Raw genomic sequence first — 26559 nt, 5'->3', positions numbered from 1 at the left:
CAAAGAATAAAGTGGTCGGAAAGACACCTCACAGATATCCTTCCGATTTATTAATTAGACTTTAAATACATTAGATATATTTTTGAGTATTTTTTTATTTCTTGCCATTCTATTTCTTATTCTCTTTTGTATTTTCTCAAGATATTTCTTTTCTAACCTATGCAGAAATTTAATACTTTTTGAAGACCTTGCGACCGACATTTTCATATTTTTTGTCTCCAAATCAATCGGTTTCCCGATCAATTTGGGCATGACCTTTTTTAACGTAATCTCAGGCGCATATTCAACTTCCGGTTCATATAGTCTCACTGAATCCTTCAGAGGAGCAAATACATTCAAGATGTATGGATCTGTAGGGTGTACTCGGAAATAATCAACCGCATAATCATATAAACTTCTCTCAATATTGTCCTCATCTGTAAGCGGTAGAGCATAGAAATGGTTAATAAATTCTACAGTATAATCTTTAATGGCATCATGAAGTTTCTTTTCGTACCTTCTTGATTTGATCACCGGCTTAATTATACCATCTTTTTCAAAATAGCTCGTGATGCTTTGATATGGTATATTGGCAAATAATGACTCAACGAATATTAGTGATGTCATTTTAGAAGTGTAATTATAACGCACTGAAGTCCCTATTGTTGGATAAATACTTCTTGCATAGTAAAATATTGTCTCTATTTCGCTTCCATATGCGTCATTTAGTAACCGATCTAAGCAATCTTGAGTGTAACCTCTTCCCCAATATTCTACAAATGCAAAACGCTCATTAAAATCTATTTCTTGTTTTAAATATTTGGTAATGATCTCTCTATCTTCTTTTGCTTTACTTAATAAATAGGCTTCGTATTTTAGAGAGTTTTTGGCTGTTGTTTTAATCGCTTCTTTTGTGTTCTTATCAATCTTATCAATAGATTTTAAATGACTTAGTTCTGGGAAAATCTCATCGAATTTAGATTCATTCATTGATAGTGCATCTAGTACACTTGCGAAATCTGTCATCCCTTCAAAATTTCCAAACACAGAATAGAATTCTTCATCCACTTTATCGATAAAAGATGGAATCCTCCATGCCTTTCTTGAACCATAAATATATTTGGTCTTTATATCATATTTATTCGCCTCAATAATTGAATCCGCTATAAGCTTAAGATAATAACCATCTCTAGAAATAAAATAAAGCGTATCAATTCCTTTTCTCATTGCATGTTTAATTGCCCAATGAATATAGGGAACAAAATACAGACTTACATAGGAATAAGCATAATAACTAGTTTCATCTTTATTTGTCTCTCTAAATCTTGCAAATAAATTTGAAGTTAAATAAGAATCATAGGTTCTTGTTCTATTGACTAGCTGCTTTTCGTATGCATTAAATTTTGTCATTTTATGATGTATAGCTTCAATATTTAAAGACTTTGCTGCTTTAAAATCAGCCACTTGATTATCCCCATAATGTACCCACTTACTGTAATTATAGTTCATTTCCTCAAACACTCTTAAATAGAGTTTTCTTGTTGTTTTTTGATCTCCATAATCACTTGATAAAAATAAAGGTAATTCAGCAAGACGTTCATCTGCATTTTTTAGCATCTCGAGGATAACCGCTTTAGGTAAATACATATCACTAATAAGAACAACATCATTTCCTTGATTAATTAGATCTACAACGTATTGTACTCTATCTTTCATAGGTTCAATATTTTCTATTTCTGCCTTAAATTCTTCTGCTCTTAAAAATTCCACTTGTTGATCAGTTAAATGATATAGCTCCTGTAACCTCGACATAATATCATCGAAGAAGATTTCTAATCTATCATCTTCCCGAATAATTAAAGATTTCTTATAATAATCCCTTACATAAGATTCAGCTTGAGATCTAACACGTGGATAGTTTTCAACTAAATATGAAGGGAATTTAAGGCCACTGTATCTAGCAGCCTCTCCAACATAGAAAAATATCCCTACAGGCTCCAGAGTTTTTCTTTGAATGAGCGTATCAAAAAGATCAAAACTATATAAAGTAGGAAAGTCCCTCTTTTCAGGACTAAACTTCAGAGTTTTTTCAATAATTTCCTCAAAGGAATGATCATTTGTGTATTTCCAAAACAAATCATAAATTTCTTCTCTTCTATCTTCTTCATTATTATCTTCGTAAGAGCTCAGGTAATCCAATAACTCTTCAAAATTATTACTAATTTTTCCAAAAGTCATCTCTTTATAATCAAAAACGAAATCTCGCAAATTATTATACTCATCATAATCAAAGATATATCGTGTGAAATGTTTGACACCAGCTGCAAGCAAATCATAAAATATTGAAGAATAATCCATTATAGCGATATCAATTTTATTGAAGATCTCATAGATATCATTATCTTCATTCCAGAATAGTAAATGTGGACAATCTTTGTACTTTTCTTTCAGAAGATTATATTGATAATCATTATTTACCAAATAGTGCATTTTAAAGATCATTAGTATATTTTGTTCTTTTAGTGTTTCTACTAATTTTTCCATATCAGGAATTGCTCTTCCGAAAAATGCAGTAGTAGATCCATCCCTAAATGTAGGAGCATATAATGCAATTTTTGTATCTTCAGGTAGCCCTTTTTCTTTTAAAACATCATGATTATAAGAAGAGAATGGCTCTTTATAAGTTACAGCAGGATATCCTGCTCTAATTATTTTGTCATCATCTATGCCTACTTGTTCTTTAAAATGATTCTCCATTAAAGGGGAAGTGACTAGAAAGAGTTGGTTGTTCTTAAAGACAGAATTGTATTTAATATACTTTTTATATATTCTCTCTTTTAATTGGACTGAATTAACTTTTCTCTCTATAGATTTACATCCAACGCCATGCCATAGATTAAGTATGACAACTTCGTCTTTAAATAATACAGGTATATGTTCTTTTACTTGATGTACAACAAAAACCCCTGCCTGCTGTTTAATTTTATCTGCTTTTTTAGAAGAGTACAATTCTGCATTGTACCCTAAACCTCTAATTCTATTAATTACTTCTTCATCGTCACACATCCAATATGCAGTAATATCTGGACGATACTTATTCACATAAATGAATAACCATTTAGGATTTCCTACAAATGAATTTGTAGCATTAAAAATCCACAATTTTTTGTCCCTGATGTTCTTCAAATTTAAAAACTCCTTTTAATTATTTTTCACTTATATCAACTTACTACAAAGTAATCTCACAAAAATTATAAATTCATAAACATATATCAACAATGAGGGACTAATTTCCTCCAACTGACATCCTAAACATTATAATTCAAAATCTCAAAATTGAATAGTTGTTATAAATTGTTTTTGGGCCTATATCTTGGTGATTTCAATCCGTTTTCAAAGGTTATTTCAGAACTTTCATAATAAAAAACTTGTAGATCTACATCTACAAGTTTTTTAAATCATCCGGCTTAATTGTATCACAGCCGCAATATTCCTTGCTGTTCTCTCTACATACACACTAGCATCATGCATGGCTTCAGCCAGAGTCGTGACGCCAGGGACAATACTAAAAAGTGCATCAATGCCATGATCATGTACGACTGCACTGTCTTTTGAGAGGGACCCAGCGATACCAATGACAGGGAGTCCATATTGTTTCGCAGCTTTGGCTACACCGATTGGCGTTTTGCCGTAAATGGTCTGTTGATCAATCCGCCCTTCCCCTGTAATGACTAGGTCAGCGTCCTTTAGTACGTCAGCAAAATGTACGGCTTTCAGTACAATATCGATTCCCTTTTGCAGATCAGCCTGTAAAAAGCCTAATAAACTCGCACCAAGTCCTCCTGCCGCTCCTGCACCTGCCGCATCACCAAAGGAGACATGAAGATGCTGCTTAGCCACTTTTGCAAAATGAGATAAATTCTTGTCCAACAGTTGAACCATTTCTGTATCTGCTCCCTTTTGAGGACCGAACACAGCAGACGCTCCTCTTTCACCCGTTAAAGGATTATCCACATCACACGCCACTTCCAGACGGACTGATCGCAATCTTGGATCCAGTCGAGATAGATCAATAGAAGCTAATTGATTCAGTGAGCCACCGCCCGGCGTGAGGTCTTGGCCTGCTTTATCGAGAAAAGAAGCACCTAAACCTTGCATCATGCCAACGCCACCATCATTTGTTGCGCTTCCGCCAAGCCCAATGATTAAATGCTTCGCTCCTTTATCCAGCGCTGCAAGCATTAATTCTCCTGTCCCTCTAGACGTCGTGAATAAGGGGTTCCGTTTTTCTGGCGGGACAAGATGTAATCCTGATGCTGCTGCCATCTCTATGACAGCTGTCTGCCCTTCCCCCAACATACCAAAAAAGGCATCCACAGGTTTGCCAAGCGGGCCTGTGACCACTTGCTTGACAATGGTTCCGCCTGTCGCATCCACTAACGATTGAACTGTGCCTTCTCCCCCATCTGCCATTGGGATTTTCATATATTCTGCGTTTGGCAAAATAGAGCGAAATCCTCGTTCAATGGCACATGCTGTCTCATAAGCAGATAAACTTTCTTTAAATGAATCTGGTGCGATCACAATCTTCATCCAAAAACCCCTCGTTTCTCATTAAGTCCTCAGCCGAACAGCTGGAAAATACCAAAGATAATGGTCGATACAACGGTTAATGTCAAACCAATTAACGATTCAAAGGGCATTAGTTTCAACCGTTCTTTTATATCCATTTGAACACTTCCTGCCGTTGCATGGAAAAAGCTTCCGTGTGGCATATGGTCGAGAACAGTTGCACCAGCGTGAATCATAGCTGCGCCTGAAAGGGCAGATACACCAAGACCAATAAGAGTTCCGCTAAATACACCACTTGCAACTGCCGTCCCTGCAGTTGTCGAAGCTGTGGCTGCCGACATAAAAATTCCAGACGTTGGTGCAAGCAAGTAAGGAGGTAATCCCGAAGCGTCAAGCGCCTGAATAAATACCTCTTTCATGGAAGAATTCGATACAATTCCAGCTAATGTACCTGTCCCTAGTAACATGATCGCTACACCTGACATTTTATGCAGCCCTGACATCGCATAATCATTGAGAAACTTCCCTTTTTTCATGAAAAGAGCGCCTACAATTCCTCCTATTGGTAAGGCAATCATTGGATCAATATTTATTTGAAACAACGGCCTCAAAGCTAACAAGAGAATGGTCACAAGCGGGCCTACAAGCGCTTGTAGAAAACCAGGTACTTGAACCTCGCCTTGGTCAGCTCCCTCTTCCAAAACAGGTGTCCCTTTATTCGCAAGCTTTTTGGCTAATACATACGTGACGGCTATCCCGAAAATAGCCGGTATGACACCTGCCGCCATCAGGGAAGTAAGCGGGACACCAAAAGCATCAGAGGCTGCAATGGCATTCGGATTCGGTGACATGATATTCCCTGCCTTCCCTCCTCCAATCATCGCAAGTAAAATACCCGTTTTAGAAAGTTTTGCACGCTTGGCAATGGCAAGTGCGATTGGTGCTACTGTAATGACTGCTACATCTACAAAAACACCCACCGTTGTTAAAATCATTGTTGCAAGTGCGAGTGCTAAAAGTGCCCTCGCCTCTCCAAGTTTTTTGACGATGGCCTCCGCAATAGATAACGCTGCACCCGACTCAATTAAAACCCCTGCCAGTACACCTGCCGCCATGATTCGAAGAACAGCCGGAATCATGTCCTTTGCGCCTTCCATCATGACGTTCACGGTCTGCACAACATCTACACCGCCAACCAAACCGCCAATAAATGCGCCTGCCAGCATGCCATAAGCAGGTGATACTTTTTTTAAAATAAGAACAATAGCGATCACAAGCGCAGTCAATGCGCCCAATGTACTTACTGTCACATCTCCACCCATACTCCATCCCTCCTGATTGTCTTTTCTTAATTGTAAGCGTTTACTCATTAGGATCGAGTTGTGAATCTAGATGAACTTCTTTTATTTATTTCTTCATCCAGTTGTGCAAATGCACAATTAAGACAGTTGAGTGTCCAATTGTGCTATGTACAGCTCCATCAACTGTTTCACATGACGAGGATCTTTTCCGGTCAATGCCTGGATTTTATCTAAACGATATCGCAGTGTATTACGGTGAATAAATAGACGATCAACGATTCTTTGTAAATCCCCGCCCTCTTCAATGTAAACCTTTAACGTTTGAACGAGTTCCGTTTCTTGTATCAGCGGATGATAAAAATCACTCCACCGTTTGCCCTCTTTGGCGGCTCTCGCTTTTATAAACAAGCTTTCAAGCTGATAAGATTCAAAAACATATATGCTTTCCTCTGGATGGAGCACCTTTCCTAACCGCAGGGCTTCTCTCGCATGCTGAAAGGACAACGGTAATTGACTCATGTCCTCAGCGACAGTTCCTACACCCACTAGCACTTGTCCATCAACTGCACCTGCCATTGTTTGTTGCAGCTGTTCGATCACATGCTTGAATTGATGGTCACATATGGGCTGTCTTAACAGGATCAATTCATGACGGAAGGTCATGCCTAGTAAATCATCCGCATTCTTATCGTATTGAATGGCATGCATCATTTTGTGTACAGTGTCCTCAGACGATGGAATCGGCTGAAAAACAATAGCCATTCGCCGCTTGTCTAAATCCATTCCAAGCCAGTCAGCACGGTGCTTCAGCTGATGATCACCCATGTCAGATTCGGAGATGAGCTGATTCACAATTTCACTCTCTATTCGCTGCCGCCACTGGAAGCGTTCAAGCAGAAAAGATTGCTCTAAAACGAGCTCAGCTGCCATTTTCACCAGCTCAGCATGATGACGAATGTTCTCTGGCTCACCCGTAATCCCAATGACACCAACAACTTGTTCCCGAAAGCAAATAGGCAGATTGATTCCATGTCTCACGCCTTTTAAGCGGCGGGATGTCTCCTGATCAATCTCCACACTATCTCCGCTTGACAGCACTAGACGTGCTCCATCATGTTTTTGTCCAATCCTTTTTTGTTCACCAGACCCAATAATGACACCATCTGCATTCATGACATTGATGTTTTGATGTAAAATATGCATCGTACGTTCAACCATCTCTTGCGCCAATTCACTGGTTAAAAATTGCATTCAGCATCTCTCCTGAAGGGGTTTTCATTCAATGTATCATAGTGTCATTGCACAATAAATGCAAAGCTAAAAAAAACAGCCATTGACAAAGATACGCCAAAAAGTGTTTAATCGAATCAAGAGACCGACCGACAGTCTAGTCAAAAGAAAGGATGGCTTTATGAGAACCGTTAAACATCCTGAGGAACGCAAAAATGACATCTTAAATGCAGCAGAGAAGCTTTTTTCAACCAAAGGCTATCAGCAAACCACAATTATTGACATCCTCAAAGCCGTTGGCATTGCAAAAGGCACATTCTATTATTACTTTACTTCCAAAGAAGAAGTGATGGATGCAATCATTGACCGGATCATAAAAGCAGATATCATCGAGGCAAAGCGTATTGCCGCTGATCCAGATATCTCAGTGGTTGATAAATTATTTCGCATCATCATGGCACAATCTCCTAAACAGGGCAGCCATAAAGAAGGCATGATCGAACAATTTCATCAGCCTGCTAATGCAGAGATGCATCAAAAAAGCTTGATCAAAGCCATTACAGAGCTATCACCCGTTTTAGCAGAAGTCATTCAGCAAGGGGTAGAAGAAGGGATATTTCAAACAGATTACCCGCAAGAAACTGTCGAATTTCTCCTCGCTTCTGCACAGGTTATCTTTGATGAAGGACTTTTCCAATGGACCACAGCGGAAAGCATACAACGGGCTCTAGCATTTATCGCAATCCTTGAAGCCTCATTACATGCAGAAAAGGGAAGTTTCTCCTTCCTTCTCCAACGTTTAACTGGAGAACCAGAAGACAATAATCAGTGATTGGTCACTTCAATACCAATCCTGCATACATTATAGACTGACGGTCGGTCTAAAAGGAGAGTGATTTTCATGTCGTTATCAGCCAAAAATGGTTCCACCCACTTTATCTACCTCGTGCTCGGGCAAATTATTTCCGTTTTCGGGTCTTCCTTGATTCGTTTTGTTCTATCTTTACACGTCTTGGATATGACACATCGTGTTGATTTATATGCCCTACTTTTCGCTTTATCCAATATCCCGCTCCTCCTTTCGCCATTAGCAGGAGCAATTGCTGACCGATTTAACAGAAGAAATTTGATGATTTTATTTGATGTTCTTACTGGCATTATGATTCTGGCTTTTTATTTCTGGTTATTTTCAGGTCATGATTCACTTTATATGATTGGAGCCGTCATGATTCTCCTTGGTATCATGAGTACGTTTTATGCTCCTGCTGTGATGTCGAGTATTCCTCAGCTAGTGAAAGAAGACAAATTAGAACAAGCGAATGGCATCGTGAATGGCGTGCAGGCCCTTTCAGGTGTTGTCGCTCCTATCATTGGTGGCGTTTTATACGGACTCATTGGGAGCCAGGTCATCATAGGCGCTAGCAGCATTGTATTTTTTCTATCAGCATGCATGCTTTTACGGTTAAATATCTCTTTCTCACCTAGCCCACTCGCAGAACCGATGACCAAAGTACTCTTGAAAGATATGAAACAAGGCTTTTCCTATATCGGAAACCAGCCATTTTTAAAAAGAGCCATGCTGCTTGCAGCGCTACTAAATTTCATCCTCACACCATTTTTTATCGTTGGAGGTCCCATTATTTTAAGGGTCACAATGAAAAGCAGTGACATCATGTATGGAATAGGAATGGGCATCATTGAGTTTGCCGTCATCGCAGGCGCCCTGCTAGTTGGGCTTGTAGCGAAACATTGGCGCATTCCTACTTTGTATCGCTGGCTGCTCGTCATCGCAGTCATTTTGCTGCCTATTGCTTTTTCAACATCCAAGATGGCTCTTCAATTTGGTACATTTCCAGCTTATTTTCTCTTTTTAGCAGGGTGTCTCCCAATTGCCATGCTGCTCACCATGATTTCGATCGTTGTCATCTCACATGTGCAAAAGAAAACACCCAATGCTCAATTAGGAAAAGTCATGGCCAATCTAACAATGGTCTCTCAATGTGCTGCACCGCTCGGTCAAATGATGTATGGGTTCTTGTTCAACACTTTTTCCGCTAGCATGTATGTGACCGTGTTAATCGTGAGTGCCTTGATGTTTGCACTTGCCTTCCTTACAAAAAATATGCTTCGACATGAAGGAGAATCAGCCTCATGAGATTGACGTTTATCAAGAAAGACCTAACCCGCCACCGTCTCATTTCAATCGGCTTAACCCTTTGCATCATGATGACATCATTTTTAGCAACAAGCGCTGCGCAAATGACGGCCCAGCTGAATGGTTCCATTTCTGATCTACTCCAATCAGCCAAAGCACCAGACTTTGTCCAAATGCACGATGGCAGCTTAGATGAAAAAGCGGTCGATATATTTTCAAGTAAACAGTCGATGGTGAAGGCACATCAAATTGTTCCAATGATTCCGATCGAACACGTCAGCATCAAGTTCGGGCAGGAGCCTGCTCAAGCGGGTGTGATGGATCATTTATTTGTAAAGCAAAATCGCTATTTTGATTTTCTTTTAAACGAACGAAATGAAAAGCTCACTGTCAATAAAGGAGAAGTAGCAGTCCCTATTTATTTTCAACAAAAATACCATTTAAAGATTGGCGAAAGGTTACTCATTTCAAAAGGCTCTCATCAATTCTCTTTTCAAATCAAAACGTTCTTACGAGATGCCCAAATGAATCCAAGTCTTGTCAGTTCAAAGAGGTTTCTTCTGCATGATGCGGACTGGGCGGCACTGAATCAAGTGTTTCAAAAAAAGGAGTACTTAATTGAATTTTTATTGCATGATGCTAGTCAAGCAGATGCTTTTCAATCACTCTATCAATCATCTGAGCTGCCACAACAGGGGCCTGCTGTCACATTACCCCTGCTTCGCATGCTGAATGCCCTAACAGATGGTATGGTGATCGCCATTCTCCTTCTTGTCTGCTTTCTGCTCATTAGCATTTCCCTCCTTTCTCTTCGTCTAGCTATGACCGCCGCTATAGAAGAGGATGAACGTGAAATTGGAATCTTAAAAGTACTAGGAATTCCTTTATCAAAAATCAAACAATTATACGTAGGGAAGTATGCTGTGCTTGCCTGTATAGGGTGTATAGCAGGATATTTAATGACACTCATGTTTGGTGATTTGTTTACAGCCAATATTCAGCAATATATGGGGAATCGCTTCTCTTTTATTCATCAGGTGATCCCGCTTTTGGTGTCAATTTTGACGGCAATGATCGTCATCTCATTCAGCTATGCTGTCCTAAGGAGATTTGGTCAAATATCAGCTGCTCAAGCCATTCAAGGCGGCATAAGCTCACCAAGCCGTAAAAAACAAATTCCTATGCACCTCCAGAAAAACAGATTCCTCCCAGTCAATTTTTGGTTTGGTTTGAAAGATCTGTTCTCGCGAATAAAGATGTATTCAACAATTACCTGTATTATTGCGCTTTGTACATTTTTAATGTTAATGCCGATTCAGTTATGGTACACATTACAATCACCAGATTTCATCACATATCTTGGCTCAGGAAAAAGTGACCTTCGAGTTGATATTCGGCAGGGAAATCATTTAGAGAAAAGTACAAATAAAATAGAGTCTATGATTAGCGTAGACCAAGACATTCAAACATCTGCCGTCTATGAAACCACTTCTCTACAAGCCAAAACAATGGAGAATACATTAGAAACGCTCTATTTAGAAACAGGTGATCTATCAGCATTCCCTCTCACCTATTTACAAGGACGGGAACCGTTGAAGGAGGAAGAGATTGCTTTATCGGTGTTGAGTGCTGACTCACTTCAGAAAAAGATAGGAGAAAAAGTCACTCTCGCCACAAATGGACAGCAAGTTCAAAAAATGGTTACCGGCATTTATCAAGACGTCACCAACGGAGGGAAAACAGCTAAATCATTATCTCAGCCTTTTCCTCATTCATCCCTTTGGAAAACCATTCAAATACAATTAAAACAAGGAATAGATATGGCAGGTAAAAAAGCAGCACTTGAAACAAATATGTCTCCTGCAAAAGTGACAGATATGAAAGAATATGTGCATCAAACAATAGGAAGCACCGCATCTCTAGTAAAAGTGATTGCATTATTTTCAACCATCGCAGCTTTTGGAACAGCCAGCCTAATGTTAATGATGTTTCTGCACATGTTAAGGGCGAAAGATTTAAATCGTACTCACTTGTTAAGAACGATTGGTTTTTCTCAAAAAGATTTAACCTATCAATACTTAACAAGTTTTATCGTCGTTCTCTCTATTGGCGCCTTCATTGGAGCAATCGCTGTTCATACTATTGGTCCGGCGTTGATGAGTGCAGGCGGAGCATCATTAGGAGCATCCAGCCTTCAGTGGTTAGCCCCAAAATGGGTTTGGATCGTGTATCCCCTCCTGCTGTTTATGGTGAATTTAACTGTTATCTCGTGTCTATTGAAGTCCTTTTTTTCTAGTAAAATCAGTCGTCATACTCTTTCATAAGGAGATGTTTCACATGAAACAATTAATTGAAGCGAAGCAATTGTCTTTACAAATTGATTCATTAAAAGGACAAAAACAGACCATTCTTAGAAATATTCACTTAACCATTAAACGTGGAGAATTTGTCACCATTATGGGACCTTCAGGGTGTGGAAAAACCTCTTTGCTTTATCAACTTAGCGGTATAGAGACATCCTCAAAAGGGGAAATCAAATATAAAGGTCAACTGCTATCAGAAATGACAGACAAACAGTTAACAGCTTTGCGCTTATCAGAGATGGGATTCGTCTTTCAACACAGCCACTTACTAAAAAACCTCAATCTATTTGATAACATCATTGCTGCAGCTTACTTAGCGAAGAAAATGCCGAGAAAAGAAATCAATGAACGAGCGAAATATTTAATGGAGAAACTTGATATTGATCATTTAGCTGATAGATATTTATCAGAAGTATCAGGAGGACAGCTCCAAAGAGCCTCTATCTGTCGAGCTCTTATGAATGAACCAAACATTCTTTTTGCCGATGAGCCCACAGGTGCTCTTAATTCAAGCACCACAAAGGAAGTCATGGATATTTTTTCACAAATCAATTCTGAAGGAACAACTCTGCTACTCGTCACCCATGATCCAAAAGTGGCCCTTTGCTCTGAAAGAATTTTGTTTATGAATGACGGTGAAATTTCAGCCCATTTAAATTTAGGAAAATACGATCGCTTTACCGCTGAGAAACGAGAGGCCTTGTTAAACAAGTGGTTACAAAACTTAGGGTTTTAATTGGTGTCAAACAGGCAAAAAGCTGCCTGTTTTATTTTTTCTTACACTCAAAGGAGTAATCCATAGTCAAACTATTTGTTTCTAGTATGATTTTGCCGTCTTCTTGTTGACAAGATTCTGTCAGCAACTCAATTTCTTTGCTATAAAAGTATCTCTTTGAGATATAAAGAGTGACTAAAACAAGTAAAAGCGTCGTCATCACAATTGTCATTTGCCAGTTTAACATTTGAAATCTTTTTTTCATTTCAACATCCTTTCTGAAAGGTCAACACTTGTCTCGGATATTCGCCTTTCTCAGTAACTTCCAGTTTCTTTCCCAAAATCATCTAGCAACATCATAACTGATTTTCCCTTCTAGATCGACCTTTCATTGTTCTTCTCTCATAGCTAAAATAGCTTTATTTCATATATTCGGATGGTATTTTCGACCATAAACTTAAAACTAATAGTATCTATCACGTTTTTGGACTTCCAAAAAAAGATTTTACTCATTTGAATAAACAATCAATCATCATTACAATAACGTACATCTCATGACATAAGGTCCTTTTTATTACCTCCTGTCAATCACCTCCCAGAAACGATTATATTTTACCAAAAATTGTGATATCGTTTTTTATTGAAACAGGCGAAAGGATGTTAAAGAGGTGAAATTTCCATGAAAATCATTTCAGCTGAACAGGTGGGGAATCGTTTAAATGATTGGCGAATTGCCATTCGTAAGCATGATGTACACAATGCAAAGACAATCTACACAGAATTAAAGGAATTACTTCAAGAGATGGAAGAGAATCAGGAGGTCTTGACCTACTATTCATTGCTAGAAGGCAAGTTTAAGCTCATGTTATATGAACGAAGAGGTAAAAAACTGAATGAACCGACAGTGCTAGAATACCCTTCTAAAACAAACGACTTAATTGAATATTATTTTTACCTATATAAAGCCCTTTACGCTTCATATAACAGAGACTATGCATCAGCCATCGGACTGTTTAAAATTGCTGAGAAAAAACTACAAAACATTCCTGATGAAATAGAAGTAGCAGAATTCCATACGAAGGTCGCAAACCTATATATGATGCTTCGCCAAAGCCTGATTTCACTTCATTATATTCAGAATGCTATCGATATTTTCAAAGGTCATGATGGCTATGAAAGAAGACTGGCAGCAGCTTTTGTGATCGCAGCCACCAACTTCATGGATATTGGCGATTTCAAAAGAGTCGAGAATTACTACACAAAAGCATTACACATCTCAAATCAATTAAACGATCATTTTTTAGCATCACAGCTTTATCACAATATCAGTATTCTATATGCCGAAGTTGGAGAATCAAAAAAATGTATTGATGCCCTAGAAAAGGCTCTTAGTGATGATGACTACCTTTCATCTTGTTATTTCGAACACTCCATGTTTATGTTACTAAAAGAGCTACTCTCCATTGATGAAAAGTCGCAAGCTCTCTATTATTTTGAATTAGTCAAACAAAAACAAGAAATAGACAGAAACCCCATCTATACAGCAAAAATGAATTTTCTCTATCACCTATATTTCACTGAAGACATATCCAAAAAAGCTCAAACCTGTTTCGATGACATCAGTATTCTGAAAGAATTAAAGGATGTTGAGGGTGCCCGTGAATTAAGTGCACTAGCTGCCAAACACTTTGAAGAGCTAGGTTCAATTCACCAAGCATACCTCTTTTTGAAGGATGCCTATCAATTAGAACACACTACACTTAATTGGAGGAATTATGATGAAAAAAGTGAGTTTACTCATTTTCGCTTTAGCCATCGTTGTTTTCGGACAAACGGTGTCTTACAATTCGTTAAATGATACAAATCTTGGCCCAACAGAACGACCTATCGGAACATAAACCGATACAATACAAATAACCACTTGCCTCGTTACAAGGCAAGTGGTCCACATTTATTTTAGTTCTTGATAAGAAATGAGGCGGTGAATATGTACTGCCAGATACGTAAGTTCGTCATTTGGAATAACAATACTATGCACCTGTTTAATATAATCTTTGATTTTGAAAGCTACATCCATCGCTTGAGGATACAAGTGTGCAATTTGTTCAAACAACTCATTTTCTTGATCTGATAATAATTTATTTGCGTAAAATCTTTCAACAAAGAATTTCACATGTGTAATAAATCGGCTGTAATGAATATTCTCTTGATCCATTTTCATATTCAACGTATAGCGGACAAGATTCACAATACTTCCGATCATCTTGGCATACTTCATGCCATCTTTGGAATCGGACTCTTCACCTAACGCATTAATTAAATGGAAGGCGATATTGGCCGCTTCTTCCTTTGGTAATTGTATGCCCAATGTATTGTTGACTAACTCAAGCGCATAATTACCTACTTCAAATTCTTCGGTATAGTAGTTTTTGATTTCCCAGTATACTCGATTTGTAATATTAATATTCTTCTTGTGCCGTTCTACTGCAAAATTCAAGTGGTCCATCAAGGTAAAATAGACACCAGAATTCAGACTTGAGTTTAAGCGTTTTTCAGCATATTGAACAATATGCTGAGTTAAATCGATAAACTCTTGCGGCATTGAATCTAACAGTTGGAGAAATTCCTTCGCTTTCATGTTATCGACAGACATAAACACTTGATCTGCCTTCTTTTCTTCAATCATTTGACCTGGTTTTTGTCCATAACCAATCCCCCGGCCGAATAGAACCATCTCCTGTTGGTTCTGATCTTCAGCCAGAACCACACTCGAGTTTAAAACTTTTTTGATTTTAAACATCGTCATCACCTGTTTTCATGATTGTGGTTTTTCAATCAAGCGATTCACCATTTGTTTCAATGACCTTTTTGTACCAATAAAATGAGTCTTTACGAGAACGTTTTAATGTACCGTTTCCATCGTCATCTTGATCTACATGAATGAACCCGTATCGTTTTGACATCTGTGATGTACCTGCACTAATAATATCAATTGAGCCCCAGCTCGTATATCCGAAGAGATCAACGCCTTCTTCCACAGCTTCTCTCATTTGGCAGAAATGCTCTTTGAAATAGTTAATACGATAATCATCGTGAATTGATCCATCACTTTCAACAACATCTTTTGCACCCATGCCGTTTTCTACAATGATCAGTGGTTTTTGATAACGATCATATAATTCTATTAAAGAAATTTTCAGACCAACCGGATCAATCTGCCATCCCCAATCAGTAGATGGAAGGTAAGGATTTTTGACCCCACGGATGGTATTTCCATCCGTTTTTTCTAATCCTTCATCAGCTGATTCAGTTAAAGACATATAGTAGCTGAACGAGATAAAATCTACTGTATTTTCTTTTAAAATAGAAAGATCATCTGATTCCATTTGGATATGAATGTTTTTTCTCTCAAGCATGCGCTTGATAAGCGGCGGGTATTCACCAAATACCTGAACATCTGCATAGAAATAGTTTTCTAAGTTTTGTTTCAATGCCCGCTCCACATCATTCGGATGACAAGTGTGCGGATACGTTGTTAATTTTGTCAGCATACACCCTACTTGACTGCCTGGTATGATGCGATGACAATCTGCTGTTACGAGTGCAGAGGCAATGAATTGATGATGGAGTGCTTGATAAACCGTTTCTTCCTCTTTCCCTTCTGGGCAGCGATCAGGAATAATTCCTGCTGTAATAAAAGAGTGGCGGTGAATACTATCTATTTCATTAAAGGTAAGCCAATATTTCACATCATGTTTATAGCGTTCAAAACATACATTGGCGAACTTAACAAAGAGATCAACGACTTTTCTTTCAACCCAGCCATTATATTTCACGCTCAGTGCTAACGGCATTTCATAATGTGACAGTGTCACAATCGGTTCTATGTTGTGTTTTTTCATTTCTGCAAATAAACGATCGTAAAATTGGAGTCCTTTTTCATTTGGTTCTTTCTCTTCTCCAGTTGGGAAGATACGGCTCCATGCAATAGAAATGCGAAGAGTTTTAAAACCCATTTCTGCAAATAGAGCCAAATCCTCCTTATAGTGGTGATAGAAATCAACACCTCTGCGTTTTGGGTACTTTTTATCATCTGGGTCTTTCATCGCTCTATCTATATTTTCAGAAGTAACAGCTAGATGCCCTTCATAATCTTCTACACTCAAATTAGACCGGTACATCGCAATATCAGCAACAGATGGGCCCTTTCCATCTACATTCCAAGCGCCTTCTGCTTGGTTGGCGGCAATGGCGCCGCCCCATAAAAATCCTTTTGGAAAACCTTTTATTGTCGTCATATGTTTAGCCTCCTAATTGGGTGATAACCATCAATGTATCTTGGCGATTGACCTCTTGTAATGGCTGTACCTTAATATCATATTGATCTGTATTCGTGATGACAGCAAGCGTAACTGGATCGTATCCTGCTTCCATGATTTTTTCTACATCAAATTCAATGAGTAAATCCCCTGCTTGTACACGATCTCCTGCCTGCACTTTTGGATAAAAATACTGTCCTTCCAACTGTACAGTATCAATGCCAATGTGGAATAATACTTCCACCCCTTTATCCGTTTTCATACCAAGTGCATGGTTTGTTTCGAACAGCAAGGTGACCTCACCATCTACTGGTGCATATAACGCTCCTTCTGAAGGAACAATGGCAATTCCGTCTCCCATGACCTTTGAAGAGAAAATATCATCTTTTACTTCAGATAGAGAGATCATTTGACCAATCACAGGGCTTTTGAAAGTTTCCCCTGCTCCAATTTGTTCAGCAAATGCATCTTGATCATTTGTCTTTTCTTCTACTTTTTTATCCTTACCTAATACAAAAGCAGCGATAAAAGCAACAACGAAGGAAATGACAGCTCCAATGACAGCAAACATTAGATTTCGTGGAAGCTCATCTGATATAAACATCGACATACTTGCTAATCCAGGACCAACAAGTACAAAGGCTTGTATACCAACTAATCCAATGAAGATCCCGCCAACAAACGAACCAATCATGACACTTCCAAGTACGCGTTTATTTTGAAGTGTCACACCATACAAAGCAGGCTCTGTGATGCCAAAAAATGCTGAAATTCCTGCCGAAATGGCTGTTGATCTGAGTACCTTGTCTTTCGTGCGTAGTGCCACTGCGAAACATGCTCCACTTTCCGCAATATTATGCGCAAGTGATGCTGGTAAATAAAGTGCTTCTTTCCCGAGGTTCCCCATCGTTGTCACTGCATAAGGGACCATTGCTTTGTGCATGCCTGATGCAACCATAAACGGGAGTACCGCTGCTAAAATTGCGACAGCTACCCAGCCTACTGTATTAAACATCGCAAGAATAACGGATGAAAACCCTTGTCCTGCTGTAAAACCAAGTGGTCCTAATAACAGTAACGTAACTGGTACAGTAATGACTAATGACATCATTGGGACAAAGAAAATCCGAATTGGTTTTGGTGAAAATCGTGTGAAGAATTTTTCCATTTGAGCGTAAAGCAATACAGAAAGGATTGCTGGAAACACTTGATACGCATAAGCTATATTTTTTACGTCGAATGACATTAATTGCGCACCTTCAGTAAGCATGGCTGTCATGTTCGGAAGAAGGAGTGCACCGACTGCTGATAATGCGACCAGTGGGTTTACCTTTAGTTTATTTGCCGTTGTGACAGCGACTAGTAATGGCAGGAAGTATAGTGGTGCGTCACCCACCATATTCAGTATTTGATAGGTTTGGCCTTTTACATCCACCCAGCCTAATAAAGAGAAAAGGAGAAGAAATGATTTTAAAATTCCTCCGCCTGCGATAGCCGGAACAAGCGGCTGGAAGACACCCACAATGAAATCTAATAGAACTGTGCCTGCTTTTCTTTTTTCTTTTGGCTGATTGGATGGCATGCTTTGCCCAGACGAGCTGCCGCCCATTAAATTTGTTACCTGTTGATACACTTCAATCACGTCATTCCCAATGACCACTTGGCATTGTCCTGACATTCTGACAGCTATGACACCTGGTGTTTTTTCTAATGCTGGTACATCTGCTTTTTTCTGATCAATTAGTGTGAAGCGAAGTCTTGTTGAGCAGTGTTCAAGGTGTGCAATGTTTTCTTTACCACCTACATGCTGTAAAACATCTTTGGCGACTTGTGTGTAATCCATTTTTTCTCCTCCTTTTCTCATACATGAGACCTATATTTTGACAATAAAAAAAGGACCTAAAACGACAAATTAAAGAAATTCATCGTTTTTAGATCCTGCCTGCATGACCAGTCACATGTCTAATTTATTTATATTGGATTTGTTTTTAGTATATATCGATTATATGAAAGCGTCAACATTTATTTTTCTAAAAATTATTAAGGTCTATATACCTAAATTAATTTTCTTTAATTTAGTTGAAGCAACCTTTCTCACTTTTTTTATACACCAATATTTTTTATCATCAATAAGAACTCTTTATTAATAAAAAACCAGATAAGTTCACTCATCTGGTTTCATATCATCTATTTTTTTCTTTCTTCCGCCTGCTTTTTGAATGCTTTCGCTTGTTTTTGGTATTCCTGTTTCGTAACCGCTTTTAACTCTACAGTACCGCCTGTCATTTTAAATGGAAGTTTGATTGATTTTACATCTCGATCAGTGGAACCTTTAATGATCCCATCTTCAATTGAAGGCTCATGGCCCATTACAAAATTTCTTCCATCCGTATCACCCATGACTTCTAATCTCATTTCTTTATAAGGCTTACACTCTTCTCCGGGAACAGTTGTGATTAGAAGGAAGCCGGACCATCCAAGCTCAATATGCATGGTTTTCACCTGTAAAAATAGTTGTTTGTCCTTTGCCGTATAGAGAAAACCATATACTTTCGCCACTTTCTCCTTGAAGTTTCTCATACTATCATAAAACCTATCTTCAGCGGTATCGAATAGATAATCATATCGTTTTTGAATCTCTTTATGATATTTATCTAGCTTTTTTTGATTGATTGCCTTATATATCATGCCTTTCTTTTCACCTTGTTTTTTTACTGAAAGGTCTTTTCCTGAAAAGTGAACTTCGTATACGATCGTTTCTTTACCTTGTGTGACTTTGAATTCATACCCATTTTCTTTTGAACTGCCAGATACGACAAATTGTTTTTTATAGATTTGCGGATCCCACCTCACTTCTTCTATATACTTTTCATTCAAATGCCCCGTTACTTTGCCTTTATTCTCAGATATCTCAAACCAGCTCATTCTATCCTTCGTTTTATACGCAAATGCATGGGCATGATTCAATGAATTCTTTTTTGCGATTGCTTGATATGCTGTCCAGCCGCCTCCACCTAAGATGAGTACTGCCAGGATAGACACGACCCACATTTTCAGTTTACTCATACGTACCTCCACTCAAATATGTTTTGAAAAACCTTCATGATCCCTATTTATTCTGATCGCCCTGAAATGCCATTCACAACATTCATCTGTTCCAACACGATCTACTTTTGCCATTCTTTCGCCTTCTTTTTGAATGCTTCTGTTTGTTCTTGATATTCCTCTTTCGTGACCGCTTTAAATTCTATTGTCCCGCCTGCCATTTTAAAAGGAAATTTAATGTATGTTGCGTCTCGGTCAGTTTCACCTAAAATAAAACCCTTTTCAATTGCAGGATAAGTACTCAAATCAAACATCATCCCATCTGAAACTCCACCGGCTGTATGTTTCGTTTCTTTATAAGGTTCACCACCATCTCCTGGGGCCTTTCTCATTAGAAAAGAACCTGCCCATTCAGACTGCATATACATTCGTTTTACTTTTAGAAATAGTTGGTACGAACCATCCTCTGCCGTATACAGATAACCATAAGCGCCTGTTACTTTCTTAATGAAGTTTCGTACATAATCATGAAATCTATTTTCCGTGTCATCCATCAGTTTCTCATATCGAGTATGAATGTCCTGTTGAACAGCACGTAGTTTTTTTTGATCAACTGCTTTGTATGTGATGCTGTGCTTTTCACCTTGTTTTTTCACAGAAAGAATCTTTTCGACAAGGTGAATTTCATATGTGACCGTTTCTTTCCCTTGCTTCACATAAAATTCGTAACCGTTTTCAATTGATTTCCCAGTTAATTGATATTTGTTGATAAATAGATTGGGGGCATAATGCCTTTTCGGATTTTCCTCTAAAATGGTTTCATTCAGATGACCTGTTACTTTTCCGTTTCTTTCCGTTACCTTGAACCAGTTCACACGATCATGAGTCTTATATGCAAAGGCGTAGGGATGATTCAAACCACTCTTTTTTGCGATTGCTTGATAGGCTATCCAGCCGCCTCCACCAATCAGTAGTACCGCCAGAATAGTCATGATCCAGATTTTTGATTTACTCATATGTCCCCTCCAAACTATGATCGTTCACTCTATATGAAGGATTCATCTTATTGATTAACCAATCAGTGATCTCTTCACCTCCTTTCTAGCATTTATTTTTTTCTCATACCTCTTGTATCTGCAGTTATACATCGTTTATTATATATCTAAATGATATATCTTTTAGATAGGTGTGTTGATCAATGAAAAAATACAATGATACGACGTATGCGATTTTGGGGATTTTGACGACAGATTGTAAGTCTGGGTATGAAGTGAAGCAATTAATTGATAGGAGCTTGCATCACTTTTGGAAAATTAGTTATGGACAAATTTATCCAGCTTTAAAGTTAATAGTCGAGGAAGGGCTTGCGAAGGTTTCACCCGCTTCTACAACTGGGCGCTCAGACAAGCGGGAGTATCATCTGACTGAAAAAGGGCTGGACACGTTGAGGCAATGGCTGGCGCAGCCGCTCGATCAAGTACCATCAGAACGAAATGAAGTGTTATTAAAGTTATTCTTTGGTCAATATCTTTCGTTTGAGAAAAAATTGGTGCTTTTACAAGATTATGAGAGGCAGCTCCGTATCCGTTATGAGACATATGTTGCGATTGAACAAAACATTCAAGAGCTGTATCCAGATGAAGCTGATGCGAAGTATTGGCTGTATACGTTAGATTACGGAAAGAAAGTGGCGCAGGCTGGAATCGATTGGTGCGTGGAGACCTGTGAATCGATGAAGAAAGAAGGATGAACAAATGAAAAAAAATATACGTGCTGGCAGGTATACAACAGACAATTCTGAGCCGATTGTTGTGTTCATTATCGGAATGAGAATCAATAAACGCTGGGCTGTCCATCAATGGCTGCCAGTATTTAAGGCGATGCCGGGGATGATCAAAGAACTTTATACACACCAAGAAGAACTTGGTTTTCTCGGGACAGAAAATTACTTCGGTTTACGCACCACCACCATGATCCAATATTGGAAATCAACAGAGGACCTCCTTGCTTACGCCAAGATGGAGAAGCATTTGGCTGCTTGGAAAGGATTTAACCAAAGAGCACGAAATAATGACGCGGTCGGAATTTATCATGAAACTTATCAAATTCAAGCCGGCTCATATGAATCTATCTACGTGAACATGCCTTCATATGGATTGAGCCAAGCTAAAGCGCCCATCCTAATTGGAAAAGGGAAAGGAAAAGAAACCGCAAAAGAACGCCTTTCTACAACAAATTCCTAGAGCTGATTCTCTAGGAATTTCTTTTTACAACCATCACAAAATGTTTTAATATGCGGGCAGTTAATCCCCAAATGGTGTAACGATCGTAATCATAAAACCACTCCTCAATCGAACGACTCCCCCAGCTGTATTTTTCACCATTCATGATTTTTTCATAAGGAAAGTCCTCTCCTGGTGTTGGCTGCACCGATACATGGTGTAAGTATGGTTCGTATTGGCTGAGCCATGATAGCGGCACAGTAAAGGTCTCCTCTACTTCTTCTTGATTAAAGGAATGTTTGACCTGCTGTTCATCAATGATACCGACAAATGGATATACCACAAAGGATGGAGAGGCAATATAAGGACTGAGCTGTCCTAACACCTTGACGGATTCGGGCGGAATCCCTAGTTCTTCATATGTTTCCCGCAGTGCGGCTTCTTGTGCGGTTTCGCCGCCGTCGAGTTTGCCTCCTGGGAAGCTAATATCGCCAGGCTGTTTTCTCATCGTCAGTGATCGCACTTCAAATAAAACATGCCATTCCCCGTTTACTTGCACCAAAGGGACAAGGACTGCCGCTTTAAACGCTGTCTCTTCTCCGATAAATAGCGGCTGTGATTGATGTAAGTCACTTTTTAATTGATCAATGAACATGGGCATCACCTATTTTCCGTTTCTCTTTTCTTTAGCGTATCATTGATTTCCTTTTGAATAAAGGCGATCTTTCTGACAATTATTTTTATCATTTTGACAACTATACTTGTCAAAATGAATATAATACTTTACAATCAAGATAACATTTTGATCAGAGTTGAGGTGACAGAATGAAAAATCGGCTAAAAGAGCTGCGGGCACGTGATGGTTTAAACCAAACGGAGCTTGCGAAACGGGCAAAGGTTTCCCGCCAGACGATCAGCTTAATGGAACGAGATGAATTAATGCCGTCTCTCTTACTTGCTATGAGGCTTTCACGTATTTTTCAAGAACCCATTGAACAAATTTTTCTATTCGAGGAGGATGAACTCACATGAAAACTGTATACAAAATGCTCTTAGGTGCTCTCCTTGGTTTTCTCGGTGCTTACTGTTTACTGGCAGCCGAATTTGAGCTGACACTTCTGCAAGCTGCATTTGAAGCGACTCTTGTCATCACTGGCTTGACAGTTCTATTCATCATTTATTGTTTTTCAGGCATTTCACGCATGAAGAAAAGAGTCTCTCTTTCGGTATCTGGTGATGAGGAGGATGAACTAGAGGTAAAACAGTACCGAACTTTTACTGATGTAACGTTAGCTAATACGGTGAGTACCATTTTATCGATCATTGCAATTGGTATTTCCATCGTGACTGAGCAGCCACTCTGGCTGATTCTCGCAAATGCTGCCTTATTTTTGATCACCGTCATTCTTTCTTATGTGTCGACCTCTGTCCTAAAGCTCGTCTATCCTAATCGTCACCTACCTAGTCCAACCGATAAAGATTATGGCAAAAAACTGCTCGCCATTTCTGATGAAGGCGAAAAGCATGTGATGCTCGATGGGCTTTTTCACACTTTTCAAATGATGAATATTTTATTGACCGGTGCCATGTTTATTTTGATTGTCTATTCTCTTGGCGCCAATCACTCTCAGCTCTTCTCCATCATCGTCGTTGGACTTGTTCTGATCATTCTTAATGCATACTATATGTTGAAGATTCGAAATCGTTAAATAAGCAAAAGCACAGCCATTTAAAAAGGCTGTGCTTTTTTCGTTCATTATGCTGAACGTCGTTTCTGTCGTGCATAAATCAAAAATAAGAACCCAAACCATACTGGTGTTAATAACAGGGCTGGACGTGTTGCGTCAGCGAAAAGCATGATGACAAGAATGGCAGCAAAGAGCACAAGAACCGCTATATTCACAAAAGGTGTAAATGGCGCTTTAAAGGTAGACGCCTTATGCAGTTCAGGACGTGTTTTCTTATATTTCAGATGGCATATTAAAATAATACTCCATACCCAAATGAAACAAATGGCACTGATTGTTGTCACAATACCAAAGGCTTGTTCAGGAATCAGCTTGCTTAAAAGAGCCCCTACTGACACCACAATCGTCGAAACAAACAGGGCATTACTTGGAACAGCATGTTTATTTAGACGGCCAAAGGATGCTGGTCCTTGTTTTTGATGACTGAGATTATACAAAATTCGGCTCGTTGAGAACATACCGCTATTACAAGCAGACGCCGCAGATGTCAGGACGACAAAGTTGATGAGTCCCGCCGCTACTGGTATCCCAATGAGCCCAAAGGTTTTCACAAAAGGACTTTCTGATGCACTGAGTTCTGTCCATGGGTTGATGCATAGTAATACAAAAATCGCACCTACATAGAAAAATAGAATTCTTAATGGAATTTTATTAATCGCAGACGGGATGTTTTTTTGCGGATTCGCTGTTTCTGCTGCTGACACACCGACAAGTTCCACGCCCACATACGCAAAAATCACCATCTGGAATGACAATAAGAAGCCTGTCACACCATTTGGAAAGAATCCTCCGTGTGACCACAGATTCGTTACCGTCACGGGCCCTGCATCTGTTTGGAAACCAATGATTAACAGGACAATTCCAACGCCAATCAACAGTAATATCGTAATCACTTTAATCAGTGCAAACCAAAATTCCATTTCTCCAAAAAGCTTCACCGTTAATAAATTAAATCCTAGCAAAATCAATAAACAAATAATAGCAGGAATCCACTGCGGAATATCAAACCAGTACTGCACATACACCCCGACCGCAATAACATCTGCCATCGCTGTCATAATCCAGCAAAACCAATACGTCCATCCTGTCACAAAGGAAGCCCACGGTCCAAGATAATCCTCTGCTATATCCGTTAAAGACTGATAGCCCGCCTTAGATAAGAGCAATTCTCCAAGTGCCCTCATGACAAAAAAGATGGCCATTCCGACAATTAAGTACGCAAAAATGATCGATGGTCCTGCCAATTGAATGGCTTTTCCAGACCCTAAAAACAGCCCAGTTCCAATCGTTCCGCCAATGGCAATTAATTGAACATGACGGTTTGATAAATCTCGCTTTAACTCTTGTTGTGCCAATTCCAACACCCTCCTACGACACGATCCTATACTGAAATAATGAACTCTCAAAAAGTCCATAAAAAAAGAGATTGGATGCGCTCCAATCTCACGGTCATAAAAGAATAGCAAAATAGAGAAAAGCAATACACAGTATGATCCATGCATCACAAATACAATATTTCGTACTCTTCTGTCCTTTTGCCTGAGATTGTGAACCCTTCGGCGCCGCACATACATGCGGTCTCTCCAGAAGCTGCTCCTGCCATAGTGTGACCCACAGCAATCATAGCCTTCGATATTTACTTTAAATGTTGCTATTTCTGAATAATTTTATATTTTACGCCTCTAAAAGAAAGCTGTCAATGGTAATCTTTTAAGATGTTGTTTCCTCCTTATCTGAAGCTGATATGACATCACTTCATCAACACCCCTTGATTAAGGTATAATGAAACAAAGAATGTTCGGCTCGTTTGGTGGAGACATCCATCTTGATGATGAACCATAGTTAGGCAATCCAATGAAGTTGGTGAAGACAAATGAAAAAAATGAACAAACAGCGTGTGACATTACAAGAAGTCGCTCGGCATGCCGGTGTATCGACTTCAACGGCCTCACTCGTTGTTCGCAACAACCCTAGGATCTCTGAAGCCACCCGGAAAAAAGTGCTGCAATCCATGGAGGATTTGGGATACGTGTACGATCGCGTCGCTGCCAACATGCGGTCGAAAAGTTCAAATATTGTAGGTGTGATCGTCACGGATATTTCAAACACCTTCATTTCTGAATTTTTAATCGGTGTGCAAACCACCCTTGAGTCACTTGGCTATACCGTTTTACTTGGGACAACCTTTGATAGTGTGGATAAGCAGGAGCGGCTCATCTCCACAATGGTAGAGCACCGAGTGGGTGGAATCATCTTAAATCCAGCATCGAAAAGTTCGACACGAACGGTGAAACAATTAAACAACATTCGCACACCAAAAGTATTGGCAAACCGTGAATTAGCAGATGTCCATTGTGATTATGTCGGCGTTGATTATGAACAAGGCACTTGGATGGCGGTCCGTCATCTTCTTCAAAAAGGGCATCGCCGCATCGCCTTCTTAGGTGGAATCAAATCCTCCTCGACTTGGATTGAACGGATGAAAGGGTTCAAAAGAGCCCATGATGATGAGGACCTGACGATGGATGAATCTCTTATTATTGATATGGTGCCTACCCGTGAAGGCGGGAAAGAAGCTCTTGCCCAAGTGATTGACCTTCCCGAACCACCTACTGCTATTTTTTGCTTCAGTGATTTAGTGGCGTTTGGGGTGATTCAAGAATTGGCAGCGCGTGACATCAAGCCTGGTGAAGACATTGATGTAGTTGGGTTCGATAACATCCCTGAAGCGGAGATGTATCACCCGCCGCTCACCACAGTCTCATCATTTCCACGATCCATTGGAGTCAAAGCAGCCAACCTTTTGTATCATAAAATGAACGAGCAGGATGAAGAACTGCAGCGATTGATATTAAAGCCTCAACTTCATATTCGAGAAACCTCGACATGATAATGAAAAGGAGAATTGCA

General features: G+C 39.2%; 22 protein-coding genes and 1 riboswitch. Of the genes, 10 read left to right on the top strand and 12 right to left on the bottom strand.

Features of this window, described 5'->3' with window-relative positions; translation table 11 throughout:
- Positions 1-54: 54 nt before the first annotated feature.
- The 4 genes from MHH23_RS02000 to MHH23_RS01985 all read right to left on the bottom strand — a co-directional run bounded on the left by MHH23_RS02000 (position 55) and on the right by MHH23_RS01985 (position 7103).
- Positions 55-3165 carry a CDP-glycerol glycerophosphotransferase family protein gene (locus tag MHH23_RS02000; RefSeq protein WP_268430816.1) on the bottom strand — a complete coding sequence of 1037 codons (3111 nt, stop codon included), beginning with the start codon at positions 3163-3165 and terminating at the stop codon, positions 55-57.
- Between the two features lie 267 nt (positions 3166-3432).
- Positions 3433-4572 carry a glycerate kinase gene (locus MHH23_RS01995; RefSeq protein WP_268430815.1) on the bottom strand — a complete coding sequence of 380 codons (1140 nt, stop codon included), beginning with the start codon at positions 4570-4572 and terminating at the stop codon, positions 3433-3435.
- Between the two features lie 29 nt (positions 4573-4601).
- On the bottom strand, positions 4602-5873 hold the full coding sequence (locus tag MHH23_RS01990; RefSeq protein WP_039962847.1) for a GntP family permease: 1272 nt from the start codon (positions 5871-5873) through the stop codon (positions 4602-4604).
- Positions 5874-5990: 117 nt separating this feature from the next.
- Complete coding sequence (locus MHH23_RS01985) at positions 5991-7103, bottom strand: CdaR family transcriptional regulator (protein WP_268430814.1); 1113 nt, start codon at positions 7101-7103, stop codon at positions 5991-5993.
- 160 nt (positions 7104-7263) lie between these two features.
- Here MHH23_RS01985 and MHH23_RS01980 point away from each other — a divergent pair, with 160 nt between their 5' ends.
- The 4 genes from MHH23_RS01980 to MHH23_RS01965 all read left to right on the top strand — a co-directional run bounded on the left by MHH23_RS01980 (position 7264) and on the right by MHH23_RS01965 (position 12336).
- Positions 7264-7914: a TetR/AcrR family transcriptional regulator gene (locus MHH23_RS01980; RefSeq protein WP_008347371.1), complete on the top strand. Its 651-nt coding sequence runs from the start codon at positions 7264-7266 to the stop codon at positions 7912-7914.
- 69 nt (positions 7915-7983) lie between these two features.
- Positions 7984-9237, top strand: a complete 1254-nt coding sequence (locus MHH23_RS01975) for an MFS transporter (RefSeq protein WP_268430813.1) — start codon at positions 7984-7986, stop codon at positions 9235-9237.
- Positions 9234-11561 carry an FtsX-like permease family protein gene (locus tag MHH23_RS01970; RefSeq protein ID WP_268430812.1) on the top strand — a complete coding sequence of 776 codons (2328 nt, stop codon included), beginning with the start codon at positions 9234-9236 and terminating at the stop codon, positions 11559-11561. Before MHH23_RS01975 ends, MHH23_RS01970 begins: the two co-directional genes overlap by 4 nt.
- Before the next feature lie 13 nt (positions 11562-11574).
- A complete protein-coding gene (locus MHH23_RS01965) occupies positions 11575-12336 on the top strand; it encodes an ABC transporter ATP-binding protein (RefSeq protein WP_041092659.1) in 762 nt (253 codons plus the stop codon).
- 31 nt (positions 12337-12367) lie between these two features.
- On the opposite strand, the gene MHH23_RS01960 is transcribed toward MHH23_RS01965, so the two are convergent.
- Entirely contained in the window at positions 12368-12562 is a 195-nt protein-coding gene (locus MHH23_RS01960) for a hypothetical protein (protein WP_235701649.1), read from the bottom strand.
- 432 nt (positions 12563-12994) lie between these two features.
- Here MHH23_RS01960 and MHH23_RS01955 point away from each other — a divergent pair, with 432 nt between their 5' ends.
- Positions 12995-14173, top strand: coding sequence for a response regulator aspartate phosphatase (locus MHH23_RS01955; protein ID WP_340958776.1), 1179 nt, complete (start codon positions 12995-12997; stop codon positions 14171-14173).
- Between the two features lie 93 nt (positions 14174-14266).
- Here the strand turns inward: MHH23_RS01955 and MHH23_RS01950 are convergent, their stop codons facing one another.
- The 5 genes from MHH23_RS01950 to MHH23_RS01930 form a co-directional block, all read right to left on the bottom strand.
- Positions 14267-15115 (bottom strand): PRD domain-containing protein, encoded by an 849-nt coding sequence (locus MHH23_RS01950; protein ID WP_024720458.1) that lies wholly within the window; start codon positions 15113-15115, stop codon positions 14267-14269.
- 31 nt (positions 15116-15146) lie between these two features.
- Positions 15147-16613, bottom strand: coding sequence for a glycoside hydrolase family 1 protein (locus MHH23_RS01945; RefSeq protein ID WP_138279197.1), 1467 nt, complete (start codon positions 16611-16613; stop codon positions 15147-15149).
- 4 nt (positions 16614-16617) lie between these two features.
- Positions 16618-18477, bottom strand: a complete 1860-nt coding sequence (locus MHH23_RS01940; protein ID WP_268430807.1) for a beta-glucoside-specific PTS transporter subunit IIABC — start codon at positions 18475-18477, stop codon at positions 16618-16620.
- Between the two features lie 344 nt (positions 18478-18821).
- A complete protein-coding gene (locus MHH23_RS01935; RefSeq protein ID WP_268430804.1) occupies positions 18822-19700 on the bottom strand; it encodes a hypothetical protein in 879 nt (292 codons plus the stop codon).
- A 101-nt stretch (positions 19701-19801) separates the two neighbouring features.
- Positions 19802-20695 (bottom strand): hypothetical protein, encoded by an 894-nt coding sequence (locus tag MHH23_RS01930; RefSeq protein WP_340958773.1) that lies wholly within the window; start codon positions 20693-20695, stop codon positions 19802-19804.
- Positions 20696-20877: 182 nt separating this feature from the next.
- On the opposite strand from MHH23_RS01930, the gene MHH23_RS01925 reads away from it, so the two are divergent.
- Positions 20878-21429, top strand: coding sequence for a PadR family transcriptional regulator (locus MHH23_RS01925; protein ID WP_008347390.1), 552 nt, complete (start codon positions 20878-20880; stop codon positions 21427-21429).
- 4 nt (positions 21430-21433) lie between these two features.
- Entirely contained in the window at positions 21434-21922 is a 489-nt protein-coding gene (locus MHH23_RS01920; protein ID WP_008347392.1) for a DUF4188 domain-containing protein, read from the top strand.
- A 10-nt stretch (positions 21923-21932) separates the two neighbouring features.
- Here MHH23_RS01920 and MHH23_RS01915 read toward each other — a convergent pair whose 3' ends face one another.
- Complete coding sequence (locus tag MHH23_RS01915; RefSeq protein WP_340958772.1) at positions 21933-22556, bottom strand: NUDIX hydrolase; 624 nt, start codon at positions 22554-22556, stop codon at positions 21933-21935.
- A gap of 170 nt (positions 22557-22726) precedes the next feature.
- Here MHH23_RS01915 and MHH23_RS01910 point away from each other — a divergent pair, with 170 nt between their 5' ends.
- Entirely contained in the window at positions 22727-22933 is a 207-nt protein-coding gene (locus tag MHH23_RS01910; RefSeq protein WP_025208285.1) for a helix-turn-helix transcriptional regulator, read from the top strand.
- Complete coding sequence (locus MHH23_RS01905) at positions 22930-23610, top strand: DUF3169 family protein (protein WP_079920016.1); 681 nt, start codon at positions 22930-22932, stop codon at positions 23608-23610. Before MHH23_RS01910 ends, MHH23_RS01905 begins: the two co-directional genes overlap by 4 nt.
- Before the next feature lie 47 nt (positions 23611-23657).
- Here the strand turns inward: MHH23_RS01905 and MHH23_RS01900 are convergent, their stop codons facing one another.
- Positions 23658-25004 carry an amino acid permease gene (locus MHH23_RS01900; RefSeq protein ID WP_024720465.1) on the bottom strand — a complete coding sequence of 449 codons (1347 nt, stop codon included), beginning with the start codon at positions 25002-25004 and terminating at the stop codon, positions 23658-23660.
- A 162-nt stretch (positions 25005-25166) separates the two neighbouring features.
- A riboswitch (glycine riboswitch) is annotated at positions 25167-25246 on the bottom strand.
- Between the two features lie 276 nt (positions 25247-25522).
- On the opposite strand from MHH23_RS01900, the gene MHH23_RS01895 reads away from it, so the two are divergent.
- Positions 25523-26539, top strand: coding sequence for a LacI family DNA-binding transcriptional regulator (locus MHH23_RS01895; RefSeq protein ID WP_024720466.1), 1017 nt, complete (start codon positions 25523-25525; stop codon positions 26537-26539).
- Positions 26540-26559 lie beyond the last annotated feature (20 nt).

This window comes from Bacillus sp. FSL K6-3458, assembly GCF_038005045.1.
In the GTDB taxonomy this organism is placed as follows: Bacteria; Bacillota; Bacilli; order Bacillales; family Bacillaceae; genus Bacillus; species Bacillus altitudinis.
The sequence above is the reverse complement of the archived record's forward strand: the minus strand, read 5'-3'. Positions and strand labels throughout refer to the sequence as shown.